The sequence below is a fragment of the Spirillospora sp. NPDC127506 genome, from assembly GCF_040302145.1.
Lineage (GTDB): Bacteria > Actinomycetota > Actinomycetes > Streptosporangiales > Streptosporangiaceae > Spirillospora.
Window position 1 is genome coordinate 323,373 of the sequence record NZ_JBEORG010000002.1, and the last position, 23,007, is coordinate 346,379.

Consider the following 23,007-nt stretch of genomic DNA (forward strand, 5'->3'; position numbering starts at 1 on the left):
CCGCTGATCATTCGGTCTTCCGGCGCGCCGGGCGGGCCGGCTACGTGCCGCCCCCGCCCAGGTGCGCGATGTGCGCGGTGTCGGCGGGGTCGCCGTGGCTTACCGCGGACGCGCCGAGGCACACCAGCGCGACGATCACCGCCAGCCAGGCGACCATGCGCCCCGCGCGCAGCCCGTAGCCGCAGGTGATCCAGAGCAGGTGCAGGCCCAGCCGGCGCAGCGGGTCGCGCTCGCCGCGCCGCCGCGTCTCCAGCGCCCCGTACCGGAAGTCGCGGGCCAGCCGGCCCCGGTCGGCGGCGGCGCTCGCGCGGGCCAGCTCCAGGTAGAGCGCGTGCAGGCGGCCGTCGTCGGGCGCGTCGCCGGCGGCCCGGCGCAGGTCCTCGGCGAGCACCGCCCGGCCGCCGCGCGTCCACGGCCGCAGCGTCCGCCGGTACGGGACGGTCGCGAACGAGCAGTCGCCCGCGATCGCCAGCGTGTGGGGGCGGCGCAGGCCGAGGAAGCCGCATCCGCTCAGGTCGACGTCGGCGAGGTGCAGCCGGGCCGCGTCCACCCGGCGCAGCGACGTGACCCGGACGCCCGCCGGGCCGGGCGGGGGCGTCAGCCCCTGGATCGGGCGCGCGAGCGACCGGACGGCCGCCGGGCCGTCGAACACCGCGCCCTCCAGGTCGAGTTCCGCGTGCCGCAGCCGGAACCCCGCCTCCCCGTGCACGGTCACCCCGCGCGCCGCGACCTGCGGGGCCGCGGCGTGGACGCGGAGCCGGCCGTGCACGGTCGCGTCCGCCAGCCCGACCCGGCCGCCCGCGGCGAGCGGGCCGAGCGACGCGCCCTGCCGGAACCGCGTCCGCTCGAACCGGGCGTGCCGCGCCACCTGGACGCGCTTGAACGACACGGGACCGGCGAAGCGCGCCGCCTGCATCGCCGCGTCCCGGCCGAACCGGGCGCGGTCGAAGCAGGCCGCGCCCATGAACACGGCCTTCCGGAACGAGGCGTCGGCGTGCCAGCGGGCCTCCCCGAACAGCGCGTCGCCGGTGAAGACGGCCTCCTCGAACGTGGTGTAGCGGTGGAAGCGCGCCTCGTGGAACGACGCGTTGCGGCCGAACCGGGCGCCGCGGAACGAGACGTTGCCGAAGAACCGCGCATCGTAGAACGACACCGCGCCTAGGAAGCACGCGCCGTCGAACGAGCTGTCGCCCTCTGCGCACACCCCGCGCAGCGCCGCGTCGGACGCCAGCACGGCGCCGTCGAAGCGCGTCCGGCCGAGGTGGGGGCGGCCGTCCGGCCCGGTCACCGCGTCCAGCACGGCGTCGAGCAGCCGCGCGGGGACGGTCACGCCGCGCAGATCGAGGTCGCCGCCCGGCCGCAGCGCGCGCACGAACTCCTCGAACTCGCCGGGGCGCAGGTGGGCGGGGCAGCCGCCGGACCGCCCCGCCGCCCGTCCGCTGCATCCTCGGACGGCCGAACATCGAGGCCAGAACACCGACGGCGGGGAAGGCTCGGGATAGGTCACGGTTCTCGTTGTACCCACGCCGCTGCGCGGAGTGAAGGTCTCCCCGCGGTCAGGTGCGTGCGACCCCGGGGCCACCCGCGCCGCGATAAAAGGGCGGGGTTGTTTTGTCAGACCCTTGCGTAATGATTTCTGTTATGAGCAGAGACACCCATCCGGGGGTGCAGTGCCCGCACTGCCAATCGCATCTCGCGCTCGTCCCCGTGCCTGGTAACGCCGTGCCCGGAAACTCCGCCGTATCAGTCCCCGCGTCCGTCCCCGCGGTGCCCATCGTCGCCAAGGAGGAATGGCAGCCGCCGCCCGTCGCCGAGGTCCTCGCCGTTTACGCGGGACGCGCCAAGGACACCGTGACCGCGGCCCGCGGCGCCGCCAAGGTCAGGGAAAGCCTCAACCGCGCGAAGGCGGCCGCCGCGCAGCGCCGGGCCGCGCAGAGAACCGCGCGCCGCACCCCGAAAAGCGCTTGATCACATCTCGGCCACTAAACGCCGGGAAGGGACGGCACCGCGAGTGGGCACCGTCCCTTCCGCAGCCGCGTCACCTCGGGTGCGCGTCGGTCCATTCCGTGGTGAGGACGACGGTGGAGTCCGCCGTCCGCCCGGCGGCGAGCCCGCTCCCGGCGGCCGGCTTCAGCACGATGTCCTCACTGGCCAGCGCGGCGCCCGAGGACAGATCAATGATCATTTGATGGCGGATGACGCCGCGGCCCGTCTGCTCGTCCACCGCGATCGCGTTTCCCTTCCGGCCCTTCGGGTCGGTGGCCCTTCCGACCGATTTCACCGCGGGCAGACCGGCCAGCATCCGGAACGCGCCCGCCCGGACCTCCGGCTTCACCGGCATGTCCATCACGAGGCCGCGCGCCACCTGGTAGAGCCATTCGTCCGACGCCATCGGCCGGTCCGACTCGGTTCCGTGCCCCTCGTACCGGCGCAGCAGCCCGGCCTTGAGGCGCTCCGGGTCGGACGGCAGCGACCGCAGCTCCTTCATCGTCACGTTCCGGCCCAGCCAGAACACCTTGTCGCCGTCGACCAGCGGCGAACTGCTCACCTGGGGACGGCCCGGCGCGGTCTTCGCCTGGAACGTCTTCACCCGTCCCGTCCCCGGCTCGGCGCCGGGCGCCACGGGCACCTCGATCTCGAACGCGGCCGGCGAGCCGGCGCGCCGCCACGCCGCCGCGTCCGCCGGGGTGGCCGGCGCGGCGCCGAGGTTCTGCTGGAGCGTCCAGGTCTTCATGCCCGGCCTGCTGGGCGTCCAGGTCTCGGCCCTGTCCCGGACGACCACGCCGTAGCGGTCCGCGCCCTTCCCGACCATGTAGAGGTGGGAGGAGACGGTCGACTGATGCCAGTACGCCCGCATCGTCTCGGGCTGCGCGGCCGCCTTGTCCGCCGCCGCGAGCAGCACGGTCCTGGCGTCGAGCACGGGCTCGGCCGACTGCGGCGCCGGGCCGGCCGGGTCCCCGCCGGCGGTGGCCAGCGTCGCCGCGGCGATCGCCCCCGCGGCCACCGCCCCGGCCAGGCTCAGCCCCCACACCGGGCGCACCCGCCGCCGCGGCGCGCCGTGGACGTCCCGGCCGCCCGCCATGGCGCGCGCCAGCTCCGCCCGCCGGACGCCCTCGTCCACCGGCGCGTCCGGGTCCAGCTCGGCGGGCCTGGCCTGCCGCAGGGTGTGCAGTACGTCCCTCATGACATCTCCTCGCTGACGATCCCCACCTGCCGGCGCGCCCCGCCGGGTTCCCGCTCGCCCGCCATCTCCCGCTCGGCGGCGCGGAGGAGGCGGCGGCGGGCGCGGTGCAGCCGCACCCGCAGCGCGGCGGGCGAGCAGCGCACGACCTCGGCCGCCTCGCGCGGCGTGAGCCCCTGCCAGGCGATCAGGATCAGGACCTCCCGGTCCGCCTCCGGGAGCGCCGCCATCGCGCGCAGGACCGCGAGCCGCTCGGCCACGTCCTCGGCGATGTCGCCGGCCGGGCGGGCCGCCCGGCCCAGCTCGGCGGCGGACGACTCGCGCCGCACCCGCGCCCGGTGCCCGTCGCGCAGCACGTTCCGCGCGACGCCGAGCAGCCACGGCAGCGCCGGGTCGGGGACGTCGGCGAGCCGCCGCCACGCGATCGCGAACGTCTCGCTCACCGCCTCGTCCGCGGCCTGCCGCCCGGCGCGGGCGGCGGCGTACGCCCACACGTTCTGCCGGCAGGCGTCGTAGATCGCGGTGAAGCGCCGCTCATCCGGGGTCACGCCGCGCCACCGCCCGTCGTCCGCTGTCGTCCGCCACCGCGCCTCCGTCCGTCCAGGTGTTCATGACATGAGGTAGTGGCCGGGGACGGCGCATTGTTACACCGGGAGCGGTCTCGCCGACGAGTTCCCCGCGCGCGGACTCACGCGGGGGAGAGCGAGTCGAGGAAGCGGGCGATCAGCGGGGCGATCTCGTTGAGGTGGTCCTCCAGGGCGAAGTGGCCGGTGTCGAAGACGTGGAGTCCGGCGTCCGGCACGTCGCGCAGGTAGGCGCGGGCGCCCGGCTCCGGGAAGAACGGGTCGTTCCGCCCCCAGACGATCAGGGTCGGCGGGGTGTGCTCGCGCAGCCACGCCTGCCAGGCCGGGTACTGCTCGACGTTGGAGTGGTAGTCGAAGGCGAGGTCGAGCTGCGGCCGGGTCCGCCCGGGCAGGTCGAGGAAGTGCTGGTCGAGCGTCCAGCCGTCGGGGGCGATCAGCTCGGGGTCGCGGGTGCCGCCCTCGTACTGGCCGCGCGTGGCCGGAAGCGTCAGCAGGTCCCGGACGGTCTTCTCCGCCCCCTCCATGCCGGGACGCAGCGCGATGAAGTCCCGCGCCCCCGGCGACAGGCCCTCCTCGTAGGCGTTGCCGTTCTGCACGACGAGGCCCGCGATCCATTCCGGATGGCGCAGCGCCAGCCGGAAGCCGACCGGCGCGCCGAAGTCGAAGACGTACATGGCGAAGCGGGCCAGGCCGAGGCGTTCGACGAATCCCTCCATGACATCGGCGAGGCCGTCGAAGGTGTAGCGGAACGTCCCTCCGGCGGACGCGGGCTCGGGGACGTCGCTGTGCCCGAACCCCGGGTAGTCCGGCGCGATCAGCCGGTACCGGGTGCCGAGCACGTCGAAGAGGCGCCGGAACTGGTGCGACGCGGACGGGAAGCCGTGCAGCAGGAGCAGCACCGGCGCGCCGGGGGCGGCGGGCAGCGACTCGCGGTAGAAGACGCGGATCCCGTCCACGTCGACGTGCCGGTGCGCGGTGCGGGCGAGGGCCGGGACCGTCATTTCACATGCCTCCTGAGTCCGAAGATGCATTAGTAGTAACCCAGGACGACCTAATGCGTCAATGGGCAGATGTAGCATTAGGTCATGACCGATCCCGTCCCGCTGACCGGCGAGCCGCTCGCGCTGGACCTCGTCAACACCCGCCCGGCCGGCGCCGACCTGCTCTCCACCGTGGACGCGCTCGCCGCCTGGCTCGCCCTCGAAGGCGAGCGGGTGCCGCAGCCGGAGACCCTCACCGCGGCCGACCTGCCGCCCGTCCACGCCGTCCGGGACTGCGCGGCCATCGCCATCGGGCACGCCCGCCGCGCCGGACGCCCGCCCGAGGACGCCCTCGCCGGCCTCACCGAGGCGCAGCGGCGGGCACCCGCGGTCAAACGGCTGGGCTGGGACGGGACGGCCGTCACCGCCACGCCGGAGCGCACGGGCCGCTACGGCGTGCGGCTCGCCGCGCACCTCGCCGAGGCGGTGGCCGACCTGCTCGCCGATCCGGCGGTCGGGCGCGTCCGGGAGTGCGAGGCGGACGGCTGCGTCATGCTCTTCCTGCCCGCGCACCCCCGCCGCCGCTGGTGCTCCGCCGCCCGCTGCGGAAATCGCGCACGAGTCGCGCGCTACTACGCGCGGCGCAAGTAGGTTGGGCGGCCAGGACGGCCGTTCGGGCGCCGGCCGTGCATCGCGGTGATCGACCGGGCCTAATATTTGCACGACGACAAGCACAGCCCTCGCCTGATCCCCCGCCGCGCCGGACGAAGGAGCTGAGAGATGGCCGCGATGCACAGTCGCGGTGCGGAGCGACTCCTCGGCGTCGCCGGCTCCCCGCACCTCCTTCTCGTCGAGGACGACCCGGGCGACGCCTTCCTGTTCGAGGAGCTGCTGACCGAGGCGCAGCCGGGCATCCGGATCACCGTCGCGACGACGCTGCGGGAGGCGCTCGACGCGCTGCGGCCCGAGATCCAGTGCGTCATCGTCGACCTGTCGCTGCCGGACGCGGACGGCCTCGACGCGCTCCACCAGGTGCGCTCGCACGCCCCCACCACCGCCGTCCTCGTGCTGACCGGCCTCGCCGACGCCCACGTCGGCGTGGAGGCCGTCGCCGCCGGCGCCCAGGACTACCTCGTCAAGCAGGACGTGGACGGCGCGCTGCTCACCCGCGCGATCAGCTACGCGATCGAGCGCCAGCGGGCCGACGAGTCCGAGCGGCAGCTCGTCGAGGCGCGCGCGCTCAGCCGGGAGAACGCCCGGCTGGAGCGCGGCCTGCTGCCCGTCCCGATCCTGCACGACGCCGCCCTCCGGCACCACGCCCGCTACCGGCCCGGACGCGACCGGGCGCTGCTCGGCGGCGACTTCCACGACACCGTGGAGACCGGCGACGGCGCCGTCCACGTCATCATCGGCGACGTCAGCGGGCACGGCGCGGACGAGGCGTCCCTCGGGGTGCGGCTGCGCATGGCGTGGCGGACGCTCGTCCTCGCCGGCCACACCGGGCCCCGGCTCCTCGACACGCTCGACGCCGTCCTGCAGCACGAGCGGTGGGCCGAGGAGATCTTCACCACCCTGTGCATGCTCACGATCTCGCCCGACCGGCGCGCGGCCCGGATGTACCGGGCCGGGCACCCGCCGCCGCTGATCTTCCGGCCGGGCGGCGTCGCCGCCGTGCCGGACGAGCCGCGCGGCCCGGCGCTCGGGCTGATCCCCGGCGTCGAATGGCCCGCGCTCGACCTCGACCTCGGCGAGTCGTGGGCCCTGCTGCTCTACACCGACGGGCTGATCGAGGGCCACGACGGCGACGGGTACCTCGACCTGTCCGGGCTGGTCGAGCTGGCCGAGCACGCGCACGGCGAGGGGCAGCGCGGCGACGTGCTCATCGACGGCCTCATCGCCGAGGCGGAGCGGCTGAACGGGGACGTCCTGTCCGACGACCTGGCCGTCCTGCTGCTGAGCCGGGGGGACGGCGCATGACCGCGGAGGGGCCGCGAAGCGGGCCGGAGGAGCGCGGCGGGGGGATCCCCCGCAAGCTCAGGCTCGGCGGGCCGGCCGTCGTGCTGCCCGCGGAGGACCTGCCCGAGGGGCACGGGATGGGCCGGCTGCGGCTCGTCCGGATCTACCAGATCGGCGCGCTCGTCCTCGGCCTGCTGCTCCTGGCCGCCTTCGCGCAGGCCGGGACCGCGCTGTACGGGAACGGGAAGGCGCGGGACGTCCTCGTCGACCAGGTCGACCCGGCGACGCTGGAGCAGTTCCGGCTGTCCACCGCCGTCACCAACCAGGACGCCGCCATCCGCGACTACGCGCAGGACGGCCGGGACGAGCACCTCGTCCAATACCGCGCGGCCGTGCAGCGGGAGGCGGAGTCCGCGGCCCGGATCCGCCGGCTGCTGTCCGGGGTGGAGGGCGGCGAGGACGTCTACCGGCTGCTGGAGAAGGCGACCGCCGACTCGCACGTGTGGCGCGCCGCGTTCGCCGACCAGATCGCGGCCGGCCCGGGCGGGCAGGGCATCGACGCCGCGCGGAGCCGGGAGGCGCGGCGGCTGCTCAACCAGGCGCGCGGCGACATGACCCCGCTCCAGGTCGGCATAACGGAGCTGCACGACCGGGCCGCCGCGAGCCTGCGGTCCCGCGCGTCCATCGCCCTGTGGTCGACCGTCGCCGCGCTGCTCATGGTCGTGGTGGCCGCGCTGCTGCTCGCCGTGCTGTTCCGCCGGACGGTGCTGACGCCGGTGTCCTCGCTGACCGGGCGGGTCCGCGCCGTGTCCCAGGGCGACTTCGACGCGCCGCTGGACGTCCCGGGACCGGCCGAGATCTACGAGCTCGCGGTGATCATCGACGCGATGCGGGAGCGGATCATCCGGCAGTGGCGCAGCAGCGAGGACAAGACCCGGCTGCTCAACGAGCAGACCGAGGAGCTGCGCCGGTCCAACGCCGAGCTGGAGCAGTTCGCCTACGTCGCGAGCCACGACCTGCAGGAGCCGCTGCGCAAGGTCGTGAGCTTCTGCCAGATGATCGAGCGCCGCTACGGGGACCAGCTCGACGAGCGGGGGCGGAAGTACATCGCGTTCGCCGTCGACGGCGCCAAGCGCATGCAGGCCCTCATCAACGACCTGCTGAGCTTCTCCCGGGTCGGGCGGCTGAACGAGCCCGAGGAGTCCGTCGACCTCGCGGCCGTCGCGCGGCGGGCGGTGGACAACCTGGGGGCGCTGGTCGAGGAGACCGGCGCCGAGGTGGAGCTGCGGGACCTGCCGAGCGTCCCCGGCGACCGCACGCAGCTCACCCAGCTGTTCCAGAACCTCATCGGCAACGCCATCAAGTTCCGCCGCGAGGGCGTGCCGCCCCGGGTCGTCATCGACGCCCGCCGGGACGGCGACGAATGGGTGTTCGCGTGCGCCGACAACGGCATCGGCGTCGAACCCCGCTACGCCGACCGCATCTTCCTGATCTTCCAGCGGCTGCACCCGCGGGACGAGTACACCGGCACCGGCATCGGCCTGGCGCTCTGCAAGAAGATCGTCGAGTTCCACGGCGGCCGGATCTGGCTCGACACCGGCGACCGCGGCGACGCGCCGGGCACCACCTTCCGCTGGACCCTGCCGGTCCGGCCGCACATCACCGACGACGGAGACGACACGTGAACGAATCCCCGCACGCCATCGAGGTCCTGCTCGTCGAGGACGACCCCGGCGACGTCCTGCTGACCGTCGAGGCGTTCGAGCACAACAAGGTCAACAACACGCTGAGCGTCGTCAACGACGGCGAGCAGGCGATGGCGTTCCTGCGCCGGGAGGGCGAGTACGCGGACGCGCCCCGCCCCGACCTGATCCTGCTGGACCTCAACCTGCCGCGGAAGGACGGCCGCGAGGTGCTCGGCGAGATAAAGGCGGACGACGACCTGCGCAGCATCCCCGTCGTCGTGCTGACCACGTCCGAGGCCGACGAGGACATCCTGCGCAGCTACCACCTGCACGCCAACGCCTACGTCACCAAGCCGGTCGATTTCGACCGGTTCATCTCCGTCGTCCGCCAGATCGACAACTTCTTCGTCACCGTGGTGAAGCTGCCGCGCTGACACCGCGGCCGCGTGCCGGGCGGGGTGCCGGGCGGGGTGCCGGGCGGACCCGCAGGTCCGGGGGATGCCCTCGGCGAGGTCGTATGTAACAGTGGAAGGCATGGTGGACACGCCGGGTGAGGGAGCCGCGAATTCCGCGGCGGCCCTGGACGGCGCCGCATCCACGCTCATGGACATCTGGTCGCGCGCCCACAATGCCCCCGATGTGCCCGTCCCGTCCACGCAACTGCGGGCGCTCTTCGTGCTGGAGCGCGGCCCGGTGAACGTCAGCAGCCTGGCGGGCGAGCTGGGTGCGCTGGTGTCCTCCGCGAGCCGGCTGTGCGACCGGCTGGAGGCGGCCGGGCTGCTCGCCCGCGACCCCGGCCGGGACCGCCGGGAGGTCACCCTGCGGCTGAGCGCGGACGGGCAGGCGCTGCTCGACCGGCTCCGGGTGCGCCGGCTGGAGGATCTCTCCCGCGTGCTGGAGCAGATGCCGGCGTCCGCACGCGCCGCGCTGCTGTGGGGGCTCGCGGAGTTCCACGAGGCCGCCTCCAGGCCGGACGGCGACGGCGGCCCCTTCTCCATGCTCGCCTGACTCGTCCACCCTTATTCGGACAAATTGCGACGCCGCGTTAAGCGTCCGCCAAAATGGCGGTTATCATTCTATGCAATGGCGACTCGCGCCGCGTTTTCGCCATTCCCCATACGCGCGCCTCCGCCGCCGCTAATATCGCCGCCCATGGCGACCACAAAAGCAGCGCGGCATTCCCGCCGCGCCGGCACCGCCGCCGGGGCGCTCCCGGTGGCGGCCGCCGCCGTTCTGCTGCTCGGCGGATGCGGCGGCTCCACCGCGCACGGCACGGCGCCCGCGAAGAGCACCGGGCCGGCGCCGCCGGCGGTGGAGGCCGGGGCCGCCAAGGTCCCCGAGGCCACCACGTTCAGCACCCTTTCCGGCGTCCCCCGGGACGGATCGCCCGAGGGCGTCACCGACGGCCTGGTCGTCCACCCGACCGCGCCGGCGCCGGTGCTGGACCGGCCGGGCGGCCGCCGTGTCGCCACGCTCCCCACCACCGAGCTGGGCGGCCCCACCTGGGTGCCCGTGGTGGAGAGCTCGGGCGAGTGGCGGCGCGTGCTGCTGCCGAGCCGCCCCAACCAGGCGAGCGGCTGGATCTCCGGCGCCGGGCTCCGCACCGCGCACACGCCCTACACCGTCCGGGTCGAGCTCCGGAAGCGGCGGCTCACCCTCGACAGGGCCGGACGGCGGGTCGGCCGGTGGCGGGTCGCCGTCGGCGGCGCCGAGACCCCGACCCCGGTCGGCCGGACGTTCGTCATGGCCTCGATCGTGCCGTCCGACCGGAAGCAGAGCCCGATCGTCCTGCCGCTCGGCACGCACTCGGCGACCCTGGACACCTTCGGCGGCGGTCCCGGCACCGTCGCCCTGCACGGCTGGCCCGACGCGTCCGTGTTCGGCAAGGCCGTCACGCACGGCTGCGTGCGGGTGCCCGCGGACGCGCTCAAGGCGCTGTCCCGCGTCCCGCTCGGCTCGCTGGTGCTCATCACCGCCTGATCTCAAGAAACGGAGCGAACATCCATGCGCTATAGCCATGCCGTCATGCGCCTCGCCGCGGCCGGCCTGCTCGCCGGCGGACTCGTCGCCGCGGGGATGCCGGCCCAGGCCGCCGCCCCCGCGGGCGAGGGCTCCGCGTACGGGCTGGCGGTCACCGGGCCGCTCGCCGTCCCGCCGGTGCCCGCGGTCTCGTCCAGCAGCGGCGAGGTCAGCAAGCGCCTCCTCCGGGAGGACCGCACCAAGCTGGTCCGGGCGTCCGGGCTGGACGTCAGCGCCTCCGCCGCCCGCGCGCGCTCGTCCGTCGCGCGGCTCGCCGTCCCGGCGGCGAAGCTGGCGGCCGGCGCCGTCTCCGCGAAGTGCGCGGACGGCCAGGGCAGCGCGAACCTCGCGAACGCCGTCCTCGCCGGCAAGCGGCTCGACTCCACGCCGCCGCCGAACACCACCGTCCCGGTCGACGTGGACGGCGTCGGCCGGGCGTCGCTGACCCTCAACAAGCAGCGGCGCATGGCGGACGGCCGGCTCGCCGTCACCGCGATGGAGCTGATGCTGCCCGGCGGCAAGGGCGCGCTCCGGGTCGCGTCCGCGACCTGCGGCCGCGGCGTGCCGCAGGGCCCGGCGGAGGCGCCCGCGCCGACCCCGGTGCGGCACGACCTCCCGGTCACCGGCTGACCGTCCCGGCGGCCCGGCGGGCGACCGCCGGGCCGTCAGCCCGCCAGGGACTTCTCGAAATGCACCACCGAGCCGTTGCGGTGCACCCGATCGGCTATATGAAGTTCTTCCGTGAACGCCCGCATCAACTGAAGCCCCCGGCCGTGCTCGGCGAGCGGCGGCACCTGTATCTCACCCCACTCGGCGCCGTCCTCCGCGTCGTCCGTGCCCCCGTCGATCACCTCGACGACGCATCTGGCCCCGTCCATCCGCGCCCGGACCTCGTACTCCATTCCGGCCGCGGCGTGCTGGATGACGTTCGCGCACGCCTCACCCAATGCGAGCGCGATATCGGCACGGATCTCGGACCCCACCCCGAGGCCGCGGAGAGAGGCGTCGAGCGTGTGGCGCACCAGCGGAGCGCTCTCGGCGTTCCTCGGCAGGGTCATTTCGAGAACGACCTCCATGCCAATCGCCTCCGTTCCCTCTAGCAGCCAGATTTCCCAACCACCACTCTGGGAAACTCCGACCGCCCGAAAAACGCGACGGCCCGCATATTCGGTGCGACTTCCGCGACGGCGCGCGTTATTCGTCGGCGCGCCCGGCGAGCCTCCGCAGCGCCGCGACCTGCTCCTCGTCCAGCCCCTCGTAGTCGCTGCGGCGGCGGTGCTCGGCCTGCTCGTCGATCCACCGGGCGTGCGCCTCCCAGGCGGCCTGCTTGCTGACGCCGAGGGCGCTGCCGATCTGCGCCCACGACGCCCCGGCCCGCCGCGCCGACCGCACGGCGAGCTGCCGCCCGTAGACCGCCTTGCGGGCGATCACCTCGCCGAGCGCGAGGAGTTCCAGCACCTCCCCCCGCCCCAGCGGCGCGTCCCCGACCGCGTCCCGGACCCACAGCTCGTCATACCGGGCGGCGGCGCTCGTCAACGTGACGTCCTGCTCGATCTGCTCTGGAGTGACCATGCCCCGAGTGTCACCGTCAAGGCACCCTGACGGTCAAGCCTCCCTGACGCCATGTCTCCAGTGCCCGGGCCGTGCCCGGCCCTGCGGGACCCACCCGGCGACGCGGGCGGGCATCAGGCGCCTCCGGTCAGGTCGGCCGAGATGTCGCGGTCGCCGTAGCCTTCGGGGGCCGCGACCTCGACGACCGGTTCGGGGCGGTCGTCGAACTCGAGGCGCAGGGCGCGGGAGATCGTCGCGTGCATGTCGTACATGCAGGTGATGTAGGTGAGCTGCAGGATCTCCTTGTCGGAGAGGTGCTCCTTCAGTTTCTCGAAGACGGCGTCGGGGGTCCGGCCGCCGTCCAGGACGAGGCAGTCGGTGTAGGCGAGGACGGCACGCTCCAGCGGCGAGTAGCAGTCGGCGGTCTGCCAGTGCGGAATGGACTGGATCTTCTCCTCGTCCATTCCGAGGGCCCGCATCTGCTTGCAGTGCTGCGAGAACACGAACTGGCTGCCGCGCGCCCACCCCGCCCGGCACTGGCCCAGCTCCCGCAGGACGGGGTCCAGGCCGGCGTTCCGGTAGAGCGCGAATCCCTTGACCGCGTGCCGGAAGACGTCGGGGGACTGGGCGAACACCGTCCACCAGTCGCCGGGCGAGCCGGTCGCGGTGCCGTGGTCGACGGCCGGGTCGCGGTCGGGCGCGAAAAGGTGGTCGTAGAAGAACAGGATGCGCTCGTCGGTGACTTCGGCGCGGGGAACCTCACGCAGTCGGGGCATGCTGCTCCTTCGGGGCGGTGCGGTCGGCGGCGGTCTTGGGCTCGTGGGAGACGTCGGACTCGTCGAACTCGCGCATCCAGCAGGCGAATTCGAGGAGGATCCCGTCGGGGTCCTGGAAGTAGAAGGAGCGGACGAACACCCCGTCGTTCACGTCGCGGGAGATGCCCATCGGGCTGTCGTCGTGGTTCAGGATGGGGCTGACCGTGACGCCCTTCTCCTTGAGCCGCTTCCGGTACTCCTCGAACTTCTCGGGCGGTACGTGGAAGGCGACGTGGTTCATCGACCCGACCGCGCTGAGCAGCTCGCCCTGCTCGGGGCGCCCGGCGGGCGCGGAGATGCCGGGGACGCCGTCCGGCGCGTCCGGGAACCAGAAGAACGCCACGCAGTCGCCGCCGCCGCAGTCGAAGAAGAAGTGCTGGCCCATCCCGCCGGGCAGGTCGAGCGTCTTGATGAGCGGCATCCCGAGGACGCCCGAGTAGAAGTCGATGGTGCGCTTCATGTCGGACGACACGAGCGCCAGATGGTTGATCCCGCCCAGCTCGAATTCGGTGTTCACGCGGCCTCCCGAGAGTTGACTTGACAGTCATATCAACTTGCTCGATGCTCGGATACTGTTCCTGCTGACATCGGGTTGTCAACACCCCGGGCGAGAGGAACGACGCAGATGCGGGACGATCCCGGCGGGCAGCCGCTCACCGAACGCGGGGCCAGGACCAGGGAGCGCCTGCTCGCCGCCGCCCGCGAGGTGTTCGAGGAACGCGGCTTCCTGGAGACGCGCGTCGCGCACATCACCCGGCACGCCGGCGTGGCCTACGGGTCCTTCTACACCTACTTCCCGTCCAAGGAGGCGGTGTTCCTGGAGGTCGCCGACCGGCTGTTCGAGGACATGACGGGCCACGCCCTCGTCCCGCTCACCGGCCCGACCCCGGCCGCGCGCGTCCGCCGCGCCAACCGCGCCTACTACGAGGCCTACCGGCGCAACGCGAAGATGATGGCGATCATCGAGCAGGTCGCCACGTTCAACGAGGAGTTCCAGGAGCTGCGGCGCAAGCACCGGGCCGTCTCGGTGGCGCGCTCGGCGAAGGCGATCGCGCGCTGGCAGCGCGAGGGCCTCGTCCCAGCCGAGATCGACCCCGAGATGGCGGCCCGCGCGCTCGCCGCGATGGTCGACCACTCCCTGTACTTGTGGCTCGTCCAGGACGATGATCCAGAGGGCGCCGAGCGCCTGCTGGACACCCTCGACGCGCTCACGGTGCGCGCCCTCGGCCTGCCGTCCTGACGAAGGAGACCCGTGGAGACCGCCGACCGCCGCACGACCGCCGTGCAGGCCGCGCTGGCGGCCCGCCTCGGCGCGGAGATCACCGGTCTCCGCCGCCTGTCCGGCGGCGCCAGCCGGGAGACGTGGTCGTTCGACGCCGGCGGCCGCGCGCTGATCCTGCGCCGCGACCCGCCCGGCTCCCCCGACCCGGCGGCGATGGCCCGCGAGGCGGCGCTGCTGGCCTCCGCCGCCGAGGCCGGCGTCCCGGTGCCCGCCCTCGCCGGCCACGGCGGCGACCTGGCGGGCGCGCCCTACCTGATCATGGAGCGCCTCCCGGGCGAGACGATCCCCCGCCGCCTGCTGCGCGACGAGCGCTTCGCGGCCGTCCGCCCGCGCCTGGCCCGCGACCTCGGCGCCATCCTGGCCCGCCTCCACACGATGGCCCCCGTCCCGGACCTCCCCGACGCCGACCCGCTCGACGCCCTGGCCGGGCACTACGCGAACTTCGAACCCCGTCCCGCCGTGGAGCTCGCGCTCCGCTGGCTGAAGGACAACCGCCCGCCGGCCTCGGGCCGCAAGGCGGTCGTCCACGGCGACTTCCGCAACGGCAACCTGATGATCGACGAGACGGGCGTGCGCGGCGTCCTCGACTGGGAGCTGACCCACCTGGGCGACCCGGCCGAAGACCTGGGCTGGCTGTGCACCAAAGCCTGGCGTTTCAACTCCCCGCACCCGGTCGGAGGCTTCGGCTCCCGCGAAGACCTCCTGGAGGGCTACGCCTCCGCCGGAGGCGCCCCGCCCACCCTTGAGGAACTCCACTGGTGGGAGGTCTACGGCACGCTCCGCTGGACGATCCTGTGCCGCCACCAGGCTGAGCGCTACCTGAACGGATCGGACCCGTCCATCGAGTACGCCGTCCTGGGCCGCAAGGTCTGCGAGCAGGAGCACGACCTGCTCCTAGTGCTCGGCCTGACCCAACCCACCACCGTCCAAGACCCGTTGGCGACGGCCCAGCCGACCGCCACGCCCCCGCACGACGGTCCCGGCGCGCAAGCGCTCATCGACGCGGTGGGCGCCTTCCTCCTCCAGGCAGACCAGCCCGACGATCGCCTCCGCTTCCACGCCCGAGTGGCGGCCGCGGCCCTGGCCATAGCCCGCAGGGAACTCCTCCTGGGCGAAGCGCACAAGGCGGCCCACGAGAAGCGCCTGCGCAACCTCGACTGCGGATCCGACGAAGACCTGGCGAGGGCCATCCGCGAAGGCTCCCTGGACACCCGGATGGACGAGGTGACCGAGGCGGTGCGGGCCTCGATCATCGACAAGCTCACCGTCGCCAACCCCCGGCACCTGTCCCTCCCCGGCGCCTGACCGGCGCCGCGGCGGCGGTCAGGTGAGGTGGTACTTCATGCCCATGTGGGAGGGGCGGAAGCCGATCTTCTGGTAGAAGCGGATCGCCTCGGGGCGCTGCCGGTCGGTGGTGAGCTGGACGACGCGGCAGCCGCGGGCGCGGGCCTGCTCGATCGCCCAGTTGATCATCAGCTGGCCGACTCCGCGGCCGCGCTGCTCGGCGGCGACGCGGACGCCCTCGATCTGGGCGCGCTCGCCGCCGGTGTAGGTGAGGCCGGGGATGTAGGTGAGCTGGAGGGTGCCGGCGAGCTCGCCGCCGACCTCCGCGACGATCACCGCGTTGTTGGGGTCCTTCTCGATCGCGGCGAAGGCGGTGTAGTAGCCCTCCGGGATCTCCTCGCCCGGTGTTTCGCGGGTTGATCCGAGGGGATCGTCGGCGAGTAGCCGGACGATCTGCGGAAGATCGGCGGCCGTCGCCTCGCGGAAGGTCACTTCTTGATCACGCTGCACGCCTCCCAGGTTATCCGGACGCTAACTTGCAACGTTCACGTATGTCTTGTAGTACTACGGGTCGTAGTACTACGTTGAGTGGAGACCACCCCCGCCGAGCTGGAACCGCACGGTGGTCTCGTCGCGGCGCAGGGAGAAGCCAATGCACATCAACGAGAACAACGAGAACGAGGAGCACTGGACCGACCACGCGATCTGCCGCGGGGCGGATCCCGACCTCTTCTTCCCGATCGGCTACTCCGCGCCGGTTCTCAAGGCCCAGGAGGACGCGGCCAAGGCCATCTGCGCGAACTGCCCGGTGCGGGCCGAATGCCTCGCGTGGGCGCTGAAGGTGGGCGAGCCCGACGGCATCTGGGGCGGGACGACCCCCGAGGAGCGCCGCTACCTGCGCCGCGCGGCCGACGCCCCGGCCCGCAAGCCGCTGCCCGTCATCGTGGTGCGCGGCGACGCGTCCGAGTCCGAGCACGCCTCGGCGGCCTAGGGGACCAGGGCCACCTTCCCCACGACGCGGCGGTTCAGCAGGTCGTCCAGCACCTCCGCCGCCGACGCGAGAGGCGCCGTGCGGGGCGGCGCCGGATCGAGGTCTCCCTTGGCGACCATGGCGAGGAGCTCGTCCAGCAGGGCGCGCTGGGCCGGCGGGTTCGCCATCGACCAGGCGCCCCAGTCGACGCCGACGACCGCGCGGTTGCGCAGCAGGACCTGGTTCAGCGGGAGGGACGGGATGTCCCCGGACGCGAACCCGATCACGACATGGCGGCCCCGCTCCCGCAGTGAGCGCAGGGCCGGCTCCGCGATGGCGCCGCCGACCGGGTCGTAGACCACGTCGACGCCGCCGTCCGACCAGGCGCGGGCCGCCGACTTGACGTCCTCGGCGCTGGAGACCGTCTCATCGGCGCCGGCGTCGCGTGCCGCCTCCCGCTTGGACGGTGTCGAGGCGGCCGCCAGGACCCGGGCTCCCATCGCCTTCGCGACCTGCACCGCGGCCAGGCCCGCACCGCCGCCCGCCCCCAGGACCAGCACCGTTTCCCCCGCTCGCAGGTTCGCGCGGTCGCGGAGCGCGAACAGCGCCGTGCAGTAGCTCTGGGTGAACGTCGCGGCGCGCGGGAAGTCCAGCTCGTCCGGGATCGGGACGGCGGAGCTCTCCGGGACCGCGACGTGCGCCGCGAACCCGCCCAGCCCGCACATCGCGAGGACGCGCTCACCGGACGGGAGCGTCCCGGCCACCTCGCTCCCCGGGACGAAGGGCAGCGGCGGCTTGATCTGGTACCGGCCCTGGACGAAGAGCGCGTCCACGTAGTTGACGCCCGCCGCCTCCACGGCGATGAGCACCTGACCGGGGCCGGGGACGGGAACCTCGGTGTCCTTGACGGCGACGGAGCCGAGCTCCGCACAGATCACTGCACGCATCCGCCCACTATGCCGGAAACGCCCGGTGGCACCTTCCGGACGTCCCGCCCGTTGACCGTTCAGGGTCGTCCAGACTTACGGTGGAGGACATGAGTTACACCCCCGACCGGCAGCGTTCCGATGAGCTGGCGAAGCACGGCGCCCGCGCGCTGGCGTCGCTGATCCTCATCGTTTCGGTGACCGCGGTGATGTGGGTCCTGGAGGCGTTCGACTACACGACCGACGGGTGGCTCGACCGGTTCGGCATCCAGCCGCGCGACGTCGGCGACCTGCCCGACATCTTCACCGCGCCGTTCATGCACGCCGGCTTCGGGCACCTGATGGCCAACACGCTGCCGTTCCTCATCCTGGGGTTCATCGCGGCGGCGCGCGGCATCGCGAAGTTCCTGGCCGCCAGCCTGATCATCATCGTGGTCGGCGGGCTCGGGGTGTGGTTCCTCAGCTCGGCGAACACGCTCGGGTCCAGCATCCTGATCTTCGGCTTCTTCGGCTACCTGGTCGGGCGCGGGATCTTCGAGCGGCGGCTGCTCGACATCGGCATCGCGATCGCCGTCGTCGCCGTCTACGGGACGATGATCCTCGGCGTCATCCCCGGCGACCCCGGCATCTCGTGGCAGGGCCACCTGTTCGGGCTGATCGGCGGCGTCCTCGCCTCCTGGTTCCTGCGCCGCGGCTAGTTCGGGCGGACGGTGACGTCCGACACGACGGCGTCCCGCGGCGTCTCCAACGCCGCCACCAGCACGCGGGCCACGGTCCCGGGGGCGGCGAAGTCGTCCTCGGCGTAGGGGTGGCCCTCCTGGGCGCGCACCTTCCGCTGCATCTCGGTCGCCGTCCGGCCCGGGTAGACGGTCGTGACGCGCAGGGACCTCTCCTCGGCGCGCAGCGAGTCGGCCAGCGCGCGGAGCCCGAACTTGCTCGCCGCGTACGCCGACCACTCGGGGTTCGCGCGCAGCCCGGCGGTCGAGTTCACGAAGACGACATGGCCCTCGGCGGCGCGCAGCGCCGGCAGCAGCAGGCGGGTGAGCTCCGCCGCCGACACCAGGTTCACCGACAGGTGCTCCATCCACTCGTCGGCCTCAAGGCCGGCGACCGGCGACAGGTGCACCATGCCCGCCGCGTGGACGACGCCGTCCAGCCGCTCGGGCAGCCCGGCCATCGCGAGTGACGCCTCGATGCGGCGCGGCTCGGACAGGTCGAGCGGGATCGCGGTGACGGACGCGTTGCGCCGCGGCGACGGCACCGCGGTGGGATCGATGACCTGTGTGGGGGCGTGCGCGCCGGTCGCCAGCTCCTTGGCGAGCCGGTCGAGCCGCTCGGCGGAGCGGCCGGTGAGGATCAGGTCGTGCCCGCGCTCGCGCAGCAGCTCGGCGACCGCCCTGCCGATGCCGCCCGTCGCCCCCGTGATCAGATACGTGCCCATGAAGCCCCATTCTCGTTGATGCCCTATCCGAGTGGACGCCCGGCGCGGCGGGTCAGTTCGGCCGCAGCACGCGGGTGACGCCCGCGATCAGCGCGGTGGCCAGCACCCACCCCGTCATGACGAGCCCGTACGCGACCCAGCGTGACCAGCCCACCGCGTCGTACGAGAGCTGCTGCCCGAACGTGTCGAGCGGGATCAGCAGGTCGAGCGTGTAGATCAGCGAGTGGAACGCGGGCAGCTCGTCGCCGGGTTTGATCGGGCGGGGGTGCTCGATCGAGAACACCGTCGTCCCGGTGGCCAGCAGGGCGGCGAACCAGGCGAACGCCAGCCACGGCCGGTAGCCGAAGCCGACCGTCCAGTCCAGCAGGTGGTTCCACGCCTTGCCGACCGGGTGCAGCCGCCGGCGGCGGGCCCGGAGCTTGGCGAGCTGCACCTTCCGGGCCAGGTCGTCGGAGCCGACGCTGTGGTACCAGGCGGCGAGCTGCTCGTACGGCTGGAGGTGGAACTCCTCGTCCCGCGACACCCAGCTGAGCCGGTCCTTGAAGCCGGCGCCGCGCAGCGTGTGGTACGTCATGCCGTTGAGGTACAGCTCGTCCGGCCAGACGGACGGGTGGTCAAGGATGATGTCGATCCGCGAGTAGGAGAGCGACACCCGCCCCTCGATCTTCCCGGCCGGCCACAGGATCAGCTCGTCCGCCACGATGTGGCTGGCGTGCAGCGCCATCCGGGACGGGTCGGAGGCGTCCAGGCGCGCCCGGACGAACGACAGGATGCCGTTGAAGCGGGCGCTGCGCAGCCGGACGGTGCCGATCGCGGTGAAGCCGTTGCTGAACTCGGCGGCGTCCTCGACCACCATGTTCTGCGCGTCCAGCGCGATCCGGCCCGGGTTCGACAGAGTGGTGCGCTCCATGAACAGGCCGCCGTTCATCCGCGCCCCGACGAACCGGACCCCGCCGGTGATCTCGGCGTCGCGGATGAACGTGCCGACCTCCACGACGAGCCCGCCGCTGAAGATCGCCCACTTGTCCGGGCCGGGCGCGGTGATGCGCGTCCCGTTCATCCGGAGCCCGCCGGCGAGCTGCGCCCGCGGCAGCCGCACCTCGCCGTCGATCACCGACCCGGACAGGCTGAGGTAGCCGTCCGCGCGGAGGCCGCCGCCGTCGAAGCCGGGCATCCTGCAGCCGGACAGCCGCAGCTGCCGGGTCTCGGCGTTGGAGAAGTCCGGTGCCTCGACGAGGCGGCAGTCCTCCAGCCGCAGCTCGTGCTCGACGGTGCCGCCGGTGACGTCCAGCCGCCCGGTGATGTAGGCGCCGCGGAGCCGGACGGACGCCACCGCGCCGGGCCGCTCCTCGCCGGCGCCGAGCAGCAGCCGGGTGATGACCTCGGCGCGGACGATCCGGTCGGGGTCGGGTCCGGCGGGGCGGTCGTCGCCGAGGACGACGGACGCGCCGGTGGGGAACGCGGCCCAGAGGCGCCGTTCCGCGTCGTTCAGTCCGGGGGGCTGGGGCACGGAACCTCTTTCTACGCGGCGATCCCCTCCGCGATCAACATCGCGGAGGGGACCGTGCGGTGGCGTTCGGGAAGCGGCGTCTAGAAGAAGCCGCGGCGGCGGCACGCTTCCTGCAGGAAGCCGTCGAGCTGCCGCTCCCAGTCGGTGTGGTTCACGCTCGCGTAGTCGACGGTGAACCGGCTGAACGCGTCGTGGCCCTCGGTGAACACCCCGCCGCGCTTGTCCAGCTCCAGCACGACCTCCATGGACTGCGGGTACGACACGAACGTCACTTCGAGCTGCTTGATGCCGCGCGCGTACTGGCCCGGCGGGTAGAACTCGATCTCCTGGTAGAAGGGCAGCTCCTGGTGGACGCCCCAGATGCGGCCCTTCTCGCAGTCGGCGTTGCGGAACTGGAAGCCGAGGTTGGAGAAGGCGGCGAGGATGCGCTCCTGCGCGGGCAGCGGGTGCACGGCGATCGGGTCGAGGTCGCCCGGGTCGAGCGCCCCCGCCACCTCCAGCTCGGTCGCGATGCCGACCGTGGTGCCGTGCAGCGGGTGCCCGTACATGTGCGTGAGGGGAGCTTCCCACGGGATGGGCATCTGGAACGGGATGCTGTGCCGCGCGCCCTCCTGGAGGCTGAAGCTGCCCGCGACCGGCATCTTCGCGTACTCCAGGTTGGACGTGTACTCGTTGTCGCCCGACTCGATCTCGACCCTGGTGCGGAGGGCGAGGTTCACCGCTTTGATGTCGGAGTTGTACTGGCCCCCGATGATGGTGATCTCGCCTGTGATGACGCCGCCGGGCAACGTGTTCGGGTCGTGCAGGATGGTTTCGATCGACGGGCCGCCGATGCCCATCGCCTGCCGCAGCTTCTTGAAGACCAAGGTCGGTCCCTCCCGTGTCGGAGCACTCCCCGCGCTCTTTCTCGTCCCATAGACGCTGTTACGGGACATTACGTTCCGGGGGACTTGCCGTGACCTGCGAATCGCCGCGTTCGGTGGCCACGATCGGCCGTCCCGGCGCAGGTCGGGGCGGGTCAGTGCCCGCCGGTTCCGGCGAGGTTGAGGCCGACGACGCCGAGGATGATGAGCGCCAGCGCGCCGATCCTGATGGCGGAGATCTGGTCGCCCATGGCGAGCATGCCGAGCGCGGCCGTGCCGACCGCGCCGATCCCGACCCAGACGGCGTAGGCGGTGCCGACGTCGAGGCTCTTCAGCGCCAGGCTGAGCAGCCCGAAGCTCGTGACGGCGAAGACGAGGAAGCCGGCGGACGGCAGCGGCTCGGTGAAGCCCTTGCTGCCCTTCAGGCAGAGGGCCATGGCGACCTCGAAGAGGCCGGCGACGATGACGAGGATCCATGCCATGGCTGTGCTGCTCCCGGTGCGAGACGGCGGTGGTCGCGCGTCGTCTTCGCTTGCCGGGTACGGCGCACCTCGTCCGGGAGGGCTCCAGGCCCTCGCCGGCCTTAACGGCCCCCTGACGCGGGGTGTTCCCGTCAGGAGCGTCCCAGCGCCCGGTACTCCCAGCCCGCCTTGCGCCATTCCGCGGCGTCGAGGGCGTGGCGGCCGTCCACGATGCGGCGGTGCCGGACGACCTGGGCCAGCGCCGCCGGGTCGACCTCCCGGAAGTCGGACCATTCGGTCAGCAGGACGACGACGTCCGCGTCCTGGGCGACGTCGAAGGCGCTGCCGCCGTACCGCAGCTCGGGGAACGCGGCGCGCGCGTTGCCGAGCGCGGCCGGGTCGTAGACGCGGACGTCCCCGCCGAGGCCGTGCATGGTGCGCGCGACGTCCAGCGCGGGCGCGTCCCGGATGTCGTCGGAGTTGGGCTTGAACGCCGCGCCCCACGCCGCGATGCGCTTGCCGGCGAAGTCGCCGCCGAGCAGCTCCCGGACGAGGTCGACGGTGCGCGCCCGGCGCCGCCGGTTGATGTCGTCCACCTGGCGCAGGAACGACACGGCCTGGCCGACGCCGATCTCCTCGGCGCGGTGCGCGAACGCGCGGATGTCCTTGGGCAGGCAGCCGCCGCCGAAGCCGAGGCCCGGTTTGAGGAACTTGCCGCCGATGCGGTCGTCCAGCGCGAGCGAGTCGGCGAGGTCCTTGACGTCGGCGCCGACGGCTTCGCAGACCTCCGCCATCGCGTTGATGTAGGAGATCTTGGTGGCGAGGAAGGAGTTGGCGGCGACCTTGACCAGCTCGGCGGTGGCGAGGTCGGTGCGGATGACGGGGGTGCCGAGGTCGAGGACGGGCTTGAACGCCGCGCGCAGCCGCTCGTGCGCCCAGTCGGAGGTGACGCCGAACACCAGCCGGTCGGGGCGCAGGGTGTCGTCGACGGCGAAGCCCTCGCGGAGGAACTCGGGGTTCCACGCCAGCTCGACCTCCTTCCCGGCGGGCGCGAGCTCCTGGACGAGGCCGGTGAGCCGCTCGGCCGTCCCGACCGGCACGGTCGACTTGCCGACGACGAGGGCGCGGCGGCGCAGGTGCGGGGCGAGGGAGCGGACGGCGGCGTCCACGTAGGTCAGGTCGGCGGCGTCCGAACCGGCCTGCTGGGGCGTCCCGACGCAGACGAAGTGGACGTCGCCGAAGGCGCCGGCCTCCGCGAAGGAGGTGGTGAACCGGAGCCGGCCGGAGTCGAGCGCCTTGGTGAGCAGCTCGGGCAGCCCGGGCTCGAAGATCGGGACCTCGCCGGACGCCAGCCGGTCGATCTTGTGCCGGTCGACGTCCACGCCGAGGACCTCGAAGCCCAGCACGGCCATGCAGATGGCGTGCGTGGCGCCGAGGTACCCGGTCCCGATGACGGTCAGCCTCGGGGAGCCGGTCTCCTCCTGGCTCATAAGCACCTC

Annotated in this window: 27 protein-coding genes and 1 riboswitch; of the genes, 12 read left to right on the forward strand and 15 right to left on the reverse strand. The window is 73.1% G+C overall.

What is annotated here, in order from left to right:
- Positions 1-40: 40 nt before the first annotated feature.
- On the reverse strand, positions 41-1,507 hold the full coding sequence (locus ABTW95_RS04170; RefSeq protein ID WP_500224422.1) for a pentapeptide repeat-containing protein: 1,467 nt from the start codon (positions 1,505-1,507) through the stop codon (positions 41-43).
- A 134-nt stretch (positions 1,508-1,641) separates the two neighbouring features.
- On the opposite strand from ABTW95_RS04170, the gene ABTW95_RS04175 reads away from it, so the two are divergent.
- The gene (locus ABTW95_RS04175) at positions 1,642-1,968 is read left to right on the forward strand and encodes a hypothetical protein (protein ID WP_396448922.1); all 327 of its coding nucleotides are present in this window, start codon (positions 1,642-1,644) and stop codon (positions 1,966-1,968) included.
- 70 nt (positions 1,969-2,038) lie between these two features.
- Here the strand turns inward: ABTW95_RS04175 and ABTW95_RS04180 are convergent, their stop codons facing one another.
- The 3 genes from ABTW95_RS04180 to ABTW95_RS04190 all read right to left on the reverse strand — a co-directional run bounded on the left by ABTW95_RS04180 (position 2,039) and on the right by ABTW95_RS04190 (position 4,766).
- Entirely contained in the window at positions 2,039-3,184 is a 1,146-nt protein-coding gene (locus ABTW95_RS04180) for a CU044_5270 family protein (RefSeq protein WP_500224425.1), read from the reverse strand.
- Complete coding sequence (locus ABTW95_RS04185) at positions 3,181-3,729, reverse strand: RNA polymerase sigma factor (RefSeq protein WP_500224428.1); 549 nt, start codon at positions 3,727-3,729, stop codon at positions 3,181-3,183. Before ABTW95_RS04185 ends, ABTW95_RS04180 begins: the two co-directional genes overlap by 4 nt.
- 140 nt (positions 3,730-3,869) lie before the next feature.
- Positions 3,870-4,766 carry an alpha/beta fold hydrolase gene (locus ABTW95_RS04190; RefSeq protein WP_500224431.1) on the reverse strand — a complete coding sequence of 299 codons (897 nt, stop codon included), beginning with the start codon at positions 4,764-4,766 and terminating at the stop codon, positions 3,870-3,872.
- Positions 4,767-4,850: 84 nt separating this feature from the next.
- Here ABTW95_RS04190 and ABTW95_RS04195 point away from each other — a divergent pair, with 84 nt between their 5' ends.
- The 7 genes from ABTW95_RS04195 to ABTW95_RS04225 all read left to right on the forward strand — a co-directional run bounded on the left by ABTW95_RS04195 (position 4,851) and on the right by ABTW95_RS04225 (position 11,035).
- Positions 4,851-5,396, forward strand: a complete 546-nt coding sequence (locus ABTW95_RS04195; RefSeq protein WP_396448918.1) for a CGNR zinc finger domain-containing protein — start codon at positions 4,851-4,853, stop codon at positions 5,394-5,396.
- A gap of 129 nt (positions 5,397-5,525) precedes the next feature.
- Positions 5,526-6,722 (forward strand): PP2C family protein-serine/threonine phosphatase, encoded by a 1,197-nt coding sequence (locus ABTW95_RS04200; RefSeq protein ID WP_396448917.1) that lies wholly within the window; start codon positions 5,526-5,528, stop codon positions 6,720-6,722.
- The gene (locus tag ABTW95_RS04205) at positions 6,719-8,386 is read left to right on the forward strand and encodes a sensor histidine kinase (RefSeq protein WP_500224433.1); all 1,668 of its coding nucleotides are present in this window, start codon (positions 6,719-6,721) and stop codon (positions 8,384-8,386) included. Before ABTW95_RS04200 ends, ABTW95_RS04205 begins: the two co-directional genes overlap by 4 nt.
- Positions 8,383-8,820, forward strand: coding sequence for a response regulator (locus ABTW95_RS04210; protein WP_500224435.1), 438 nt, complete (start codon positions 8,383-8,385; stop codon positions 8,818-8,820). Before ABTW95_RS04205 ends, ABTW95_RS04210 begins: the two co-directional genes overlap by 4 nt.
- Before the next feature lie 100 nt (positions 8,821-8,920).
- Positions 8,921-9,394: a MarR family winged helix-turn-helix transcriptional regulator gene (locus tag ABTW95_RS04215; RefSeq protein WP_396448915.1), complete on the forward strand. Its 474-nt coding sequence runs from the start codon at positions 8,921-8,923 to the stop codon at positions 9,392-9,394.
- 144 nt (positions 9,395-9,538) lie between these two features.
- A complete protein-coding gene (locus ABTW95_RS04220; RefSeq protein WP_500224439.1) occupies positions 9,539-10,366 on the forward strand; it encodes a L,D-transpeptidase in 828 nt (275 codons plus the stop codon).
- Positions 10,367-10,390: 24 nt separating this feature from the next.
- The gene (locus tag ABTW95_RS04225; RefSeq protein WP_500224441.1) at positions 10,391-11,035 is read left to right on the forward strand and encodes a choice-of-anchor P family protein; all 645 of its coding nucleotides are present in this window, start codon (positions 10,391-10,393) and stop codon (positions 11,033-11,035) included.
- Positions 11,036-11,070: 35 nt separating this feature from the next.
- Here the strand turns inward: ABTW95_RS04225 and ABTW95_RS04230 are convergent, their stop codons facing one another.
- The 4 genes from ABTW95_RS04230 to ABTW95_RS04245 all read right to left on the reverse strand — a co-directional run bounded on the left by ABTW95_RS04230 (position 11,071) and on the right by ABTW95_RS04245 (position 13,288).
- Positions 11,071-11,481, reverse strand: a complete 411-nt coding sequence (locus ABTW95_RS04230) for an ATP-binding protein (protein WP_396448912.1) — start codon at positions 11,479-11,481, stop codon at positions 11,071-11,073.
- A 118-nt stretch (positions 11,482-11,599) separates the two neighbouring features.
- Positions 11,600-11,977, reverse strand: a complete 378-nt coding sequence (locus ABTW95_RS04235) for a hypothetical protein (RefSeq protein WP_396454464.1) — start codon at positions 11,975-11,977, stop codon at positions 11,600-11,602.
- 113 nt (positions 11,978-12,090) lie between these two features.
- A complete protein-coding gene (locus tag ABTW95_RS04240; RefSeq protein WP_396448910.1) occupies positions 12,091-12,732 on the reverse strand; it encodes a carboxymuconolactone decarboxylase family protein in 642 nt (213 codons plus the stop codon).
- Positions 12,716-13,288 carry a VOC family protein gene (locus ABTW95_RS04245; RefSeq protein WP_396448909.1) on the reverse strand — a complete coding sequence of 191 codons (573 nt, stop codon included), beginning with the start codon at positions 13,286-13,288 and terminating at the stop codon, positions 12,716-12,718. The genes ABTW95_RS04240 and ABTW95_RS04245 overlap by 17 nt, the downstream gene beginning before the upstream one ends.
- 108 nt (positions 13,289-13,396) lie before the next feature.
- On the opposite strand from ABTW95_RS04245, the gene ABTW95_RS04250 reads away from it, so the two are divergent.
- On the forward strand, positions 13,397-14,011 hold the full coding sequence (locus ABTW95_RS04250; protein ID WP_396448908.1) for a TetR/AcrR family transcriptional regulator: 615 nt from the start codon (positions 13,397-13,399) through the stop codon (positions 14,009-14,011).
- Positions 14,012-14,023: 12 nt separating this feature from the next.
- Complete coding sequence (locus tag ABTW95_RS04255) at positions 14,024-15,358, forward strand: phosphotransferase (RefSeq protein ID WP_500224446.1); 1,335 nt, start codon at positions 14,024-14,026, stop codon at positions 15,356-15,358.
- A gap of 18 nt (positions 15,359-15,376) precedes the next feature.
- Here the strand turns inward: ABTW95_RS04255 and ABTW95_RS04260 are convergent, their stop codons facing one another.
- On the reverse strand, positions 15,377-15,847 hold the full coding sequence (locus ABTW95_RS04260; RefSeq protein WP_396448906.1) for a GNAT family N-acetyltransferase: 471 nt from the start codon (positions 15,845-15,847) through the stop codon (positions 15,377-15,379).
- A gap of 142 nt (positions 15,848-15,989) precedes the next feature.
- Here ABTW95_RS04260 and ABTW95_RS04265 point away from each other — a divergent pair, with 142 nt between their 5' ends.
- Positions 15,990-16,328: a WhiB family transcriptional regulator gene (locus ABTW95_RS04265; protein WP_396448905.1), complete on the forward strand. Its 339-nt coding sequence runs from the start codon at positions 15,990-15,992 to the stop codon at positions 16,326-16,328.
- Here ABTW95_RS04265 and ABTW95_RS04270 read toward each other — a convergent pair.
- Positions 16,325-17,254, reverse strand: coding sequence for an NADPH:quinone oxidoreductase family protein (locus ABTW95_RS04270; RefSeq protein ID WP_500224452.1), 930 nt, complete (start codon positions 17,252-17,254; stop codon positions 16,325-16,327). The genes ABTW95_RS04265 and ABTW95_RS04270 overlap by 4 nt on opposite strands.
- Positions 17,255-17,343: 89 nt before the next feature.
- On the opposite strand from ABTW95_RS04270, the gene ABTW95_RS04275 reads away from it, so the two are divergent.
- On the forward strand, positions 17,344-17,931 hold the full coding sequence (locus ABTW95_RS04275; protein ID WP_396448903.1) for a rhomboid family intramembrane serine protease: 588 nt from the start codon (positions 17,344-17,346) through the stop codon (positions 17,929-17,931).
- Here the strand turns inward: ABTW95_RS04275 and ABTW95_RS04280 are convergent.
- The 5 genes from ABTW95_RS04280 to ABTW95_RS04300 form a co-directional block, all read right to left on the reverse strand.
- Positions 17,928-18,674 carry an SDR family oxidoreductase gene (locus ABTW95_RS04280; RefSeq protein WP_396448902.1) on the reverse strand — a complete coding sequence of 249 codons (747 nt, stop codon included), beginning with the start codon at positions 18,672-18,674 and terminating at the stop codon, positions 17,928-17,930. The two genes, ABTW95_RS04275 and ABTW95_RS04280, sit on opposite strands and share 4 nt — an antisense overlap.
- A 52-nt stretch (positions 18,675-18,726) precedes the next feature.
- Positions 18,727-20,184: a translocation/assembly module TamB domain-containing protein gene (locus ABTW95_RS04285; RefSeq protein WP_396448901.1), complete on the reverse strand. Its 1,458-nt coding sequence runs from the start codon at positions 20,182-20,184 to the stop codon at positions 18,727-18,729.
- Between the two features lie 80 nt (positions 20,185-20,264).
- Positions 20,265-21,050 carry a sporulation protein gene (locus tag ABTW95_RS04290; RefSeq protein ID WP_500224456.1) on the reverse strand — a complete coding sequence of 262 codons (786 nt, stop codon included), beginning with the start codon at positions 21,048-21,050 and terminating at the stop codon, positions 20,265-20,267.
- 152 nt (positions 21,051-21,202) lie between these two features.
- Positions 21,203-21,529, reverse strand: a complete 327-nt coding sequence (locus tag ABTW95_RS04295; protein ID WP_396448899.1) for a DMT family transporter — start codon at positions 21,527-21,529, stop codon at positions 21,203-21,205.
- Positions 21,530-21,563: 34 nt separating this feature from the next.
- A riboswitch (guanidine-III (ykkC-III) riboswitch) is annotated at positions 21,564-21,626 on the reverse strand.
- 34 nt (positions 21,627-21,660) lie between these two features.
- Positions 21,661-22,998, reverse strand: a complete 1,338-nt coding sequence (locus tag ABTW95_RS04300; protein ID WP_500224460.1) for a UDP-glucose dehydrogenase family protein — start codon at positions 22,996-22,998, stop codon at positions 21,661-21,663.
- Positions 22,999-23,007: the final 9 nt, after the last annotated feature.

Bases quoted from the DNA above. Each gene is read 5' to 3' on its own strand.
- ABTW95_RS04175 (WP_396448922.1), top strand. From the start codon at position 1,642: ATGAGCAGAGACACCCATCCGGGGGTGCAGTGCCCGCACTGCCAATCG.
- ABTW95_RS04180 (WP_500224425.1), bottom strand. From the start codon at position 3,184: ATGAGGGACGTACTGCACACCCTGCGGCAGGCCAGGCCCGCCGAGCTG.
- ABTW95_RS04190 (WP_500224431.1), bottom strand. From the start codon at position 4,766: ATGACGGTCCCGGCCCTCGCCCGCACCGCGCACCGGCACGTCGACGTG.
- ABTW95_RS04195 (WP_396448918.1), top strand. From the start codon at position 4,851: ATGACCGATCCCGTCCCGCTGACCGGCGAGCCGCTCGCGCTGGACCTC.
- ABTW95_RS04200 (WP_396448917.1), top strand. From the start codon at position 5,526: ATGGCCGCGATGCACAGTCGCGGTGCGGAGCGACTCCTCGGCGTCGCC.
- ABTW95_RS04205 (WP_500224433.1), top strand. From the start codon at position 6,719: ATGACCGCGGAGGGGCCGCGAAGCGGGCCGGAGGAGCGCGGCGGGGGG.
- ABTW95_RS04215 (WP_396448915.1), top strand. From the start codon at position 8,921: ATGGTGGACACGCCGGGTGAGGGAGCCGCGAATTCCGCGGCGGCCCTG.
- ABTW95_RS04220 (WP_500224439.1), top strand. From the start codon at position 9,539: ATGGCGACCACAAAAGCAGCGCGGCATTCCCGCCGCGCCGGCACCGCC.
- ABTW95_RS04225 (WP_500224441.1), top strand. From the start codon at position 10,391: ATGCGCTATAGCCATGCCGTCATGCGCCTCGCCGCGGCCGGCCTGCTC.
- ABTW95_RS04230 (WP_396448912.1), bottom strand. From the start codon at position 11,481: ATGGAGGTCGTTCTCGAAATGACCCTGCCGAGGAACGCCGAGAGCGCT.
- ABTW95_RS04235 (WP_396454464.1), bottom strand. From the start codon at position 11,977: ATGGTCACTCCAGAGCAGATCGAGCAGGACGTCACGTTGACGAGCGCC.
- ABTW95_RS04240 (WP_396448910.1), bottom strand. From the start codon at position 12,732: ATGCCCCGACTGCGTGAGGTTCCCCGCGCCGAAGTCACCGACGAGCGC.
- ABTW95_RS04250 (WP_396448908.1), top strand. From the start codon at position 13,397: ATGCGGGACGATCCCGGCGGGCAGCCGCTCACCGAACGCGGGGCCAGG.
- ABTW95_RS04265 (WP_396448905.1), top strand. From the start codon at position 15,990: ATGCACATCAACGAGAACAACGAGAACGAGGAGCACTGGACCGACCAC.
- ABTW95_RS04270 (WP_500224452.1), bottom strand. From the start codon at position 17,254: ATGCGTGCAGTGATCTGTGCGGAGCTCGGCTCCGTCGCCGTCAAGGAC.
- ABTW95_RS04275 (WP_396448903.1), top strand. From the start codon at position 17,344: ATGAGTTACACCCCCGACCGGCAGCGTTCCGATGAGCTGGCGAAGCAC.
- ABTW95_RS04280 (WP_396448902.1), bottom strand. From the start codon at position 18,674: ATGGGCACGTATCTGATCACGGGGGCGACGGGCGGCATCGGCAGGGCG.
- ABTW95_RS04295 (WP_396448899.1), bottom strand. From the start codon at position 21,529: ATGGCATGGATCCTCGTCATCGTCGCCGGCCTCTTCGAGGTCGCCATG.
- ABTW95_RS04300 (WP_500224460.1), bottom strand. From the start codon at position 22,998: ATGAGCCAGGAGGAGACCGGCTCCCCGAGGCTGACCGTCATCGGGACC.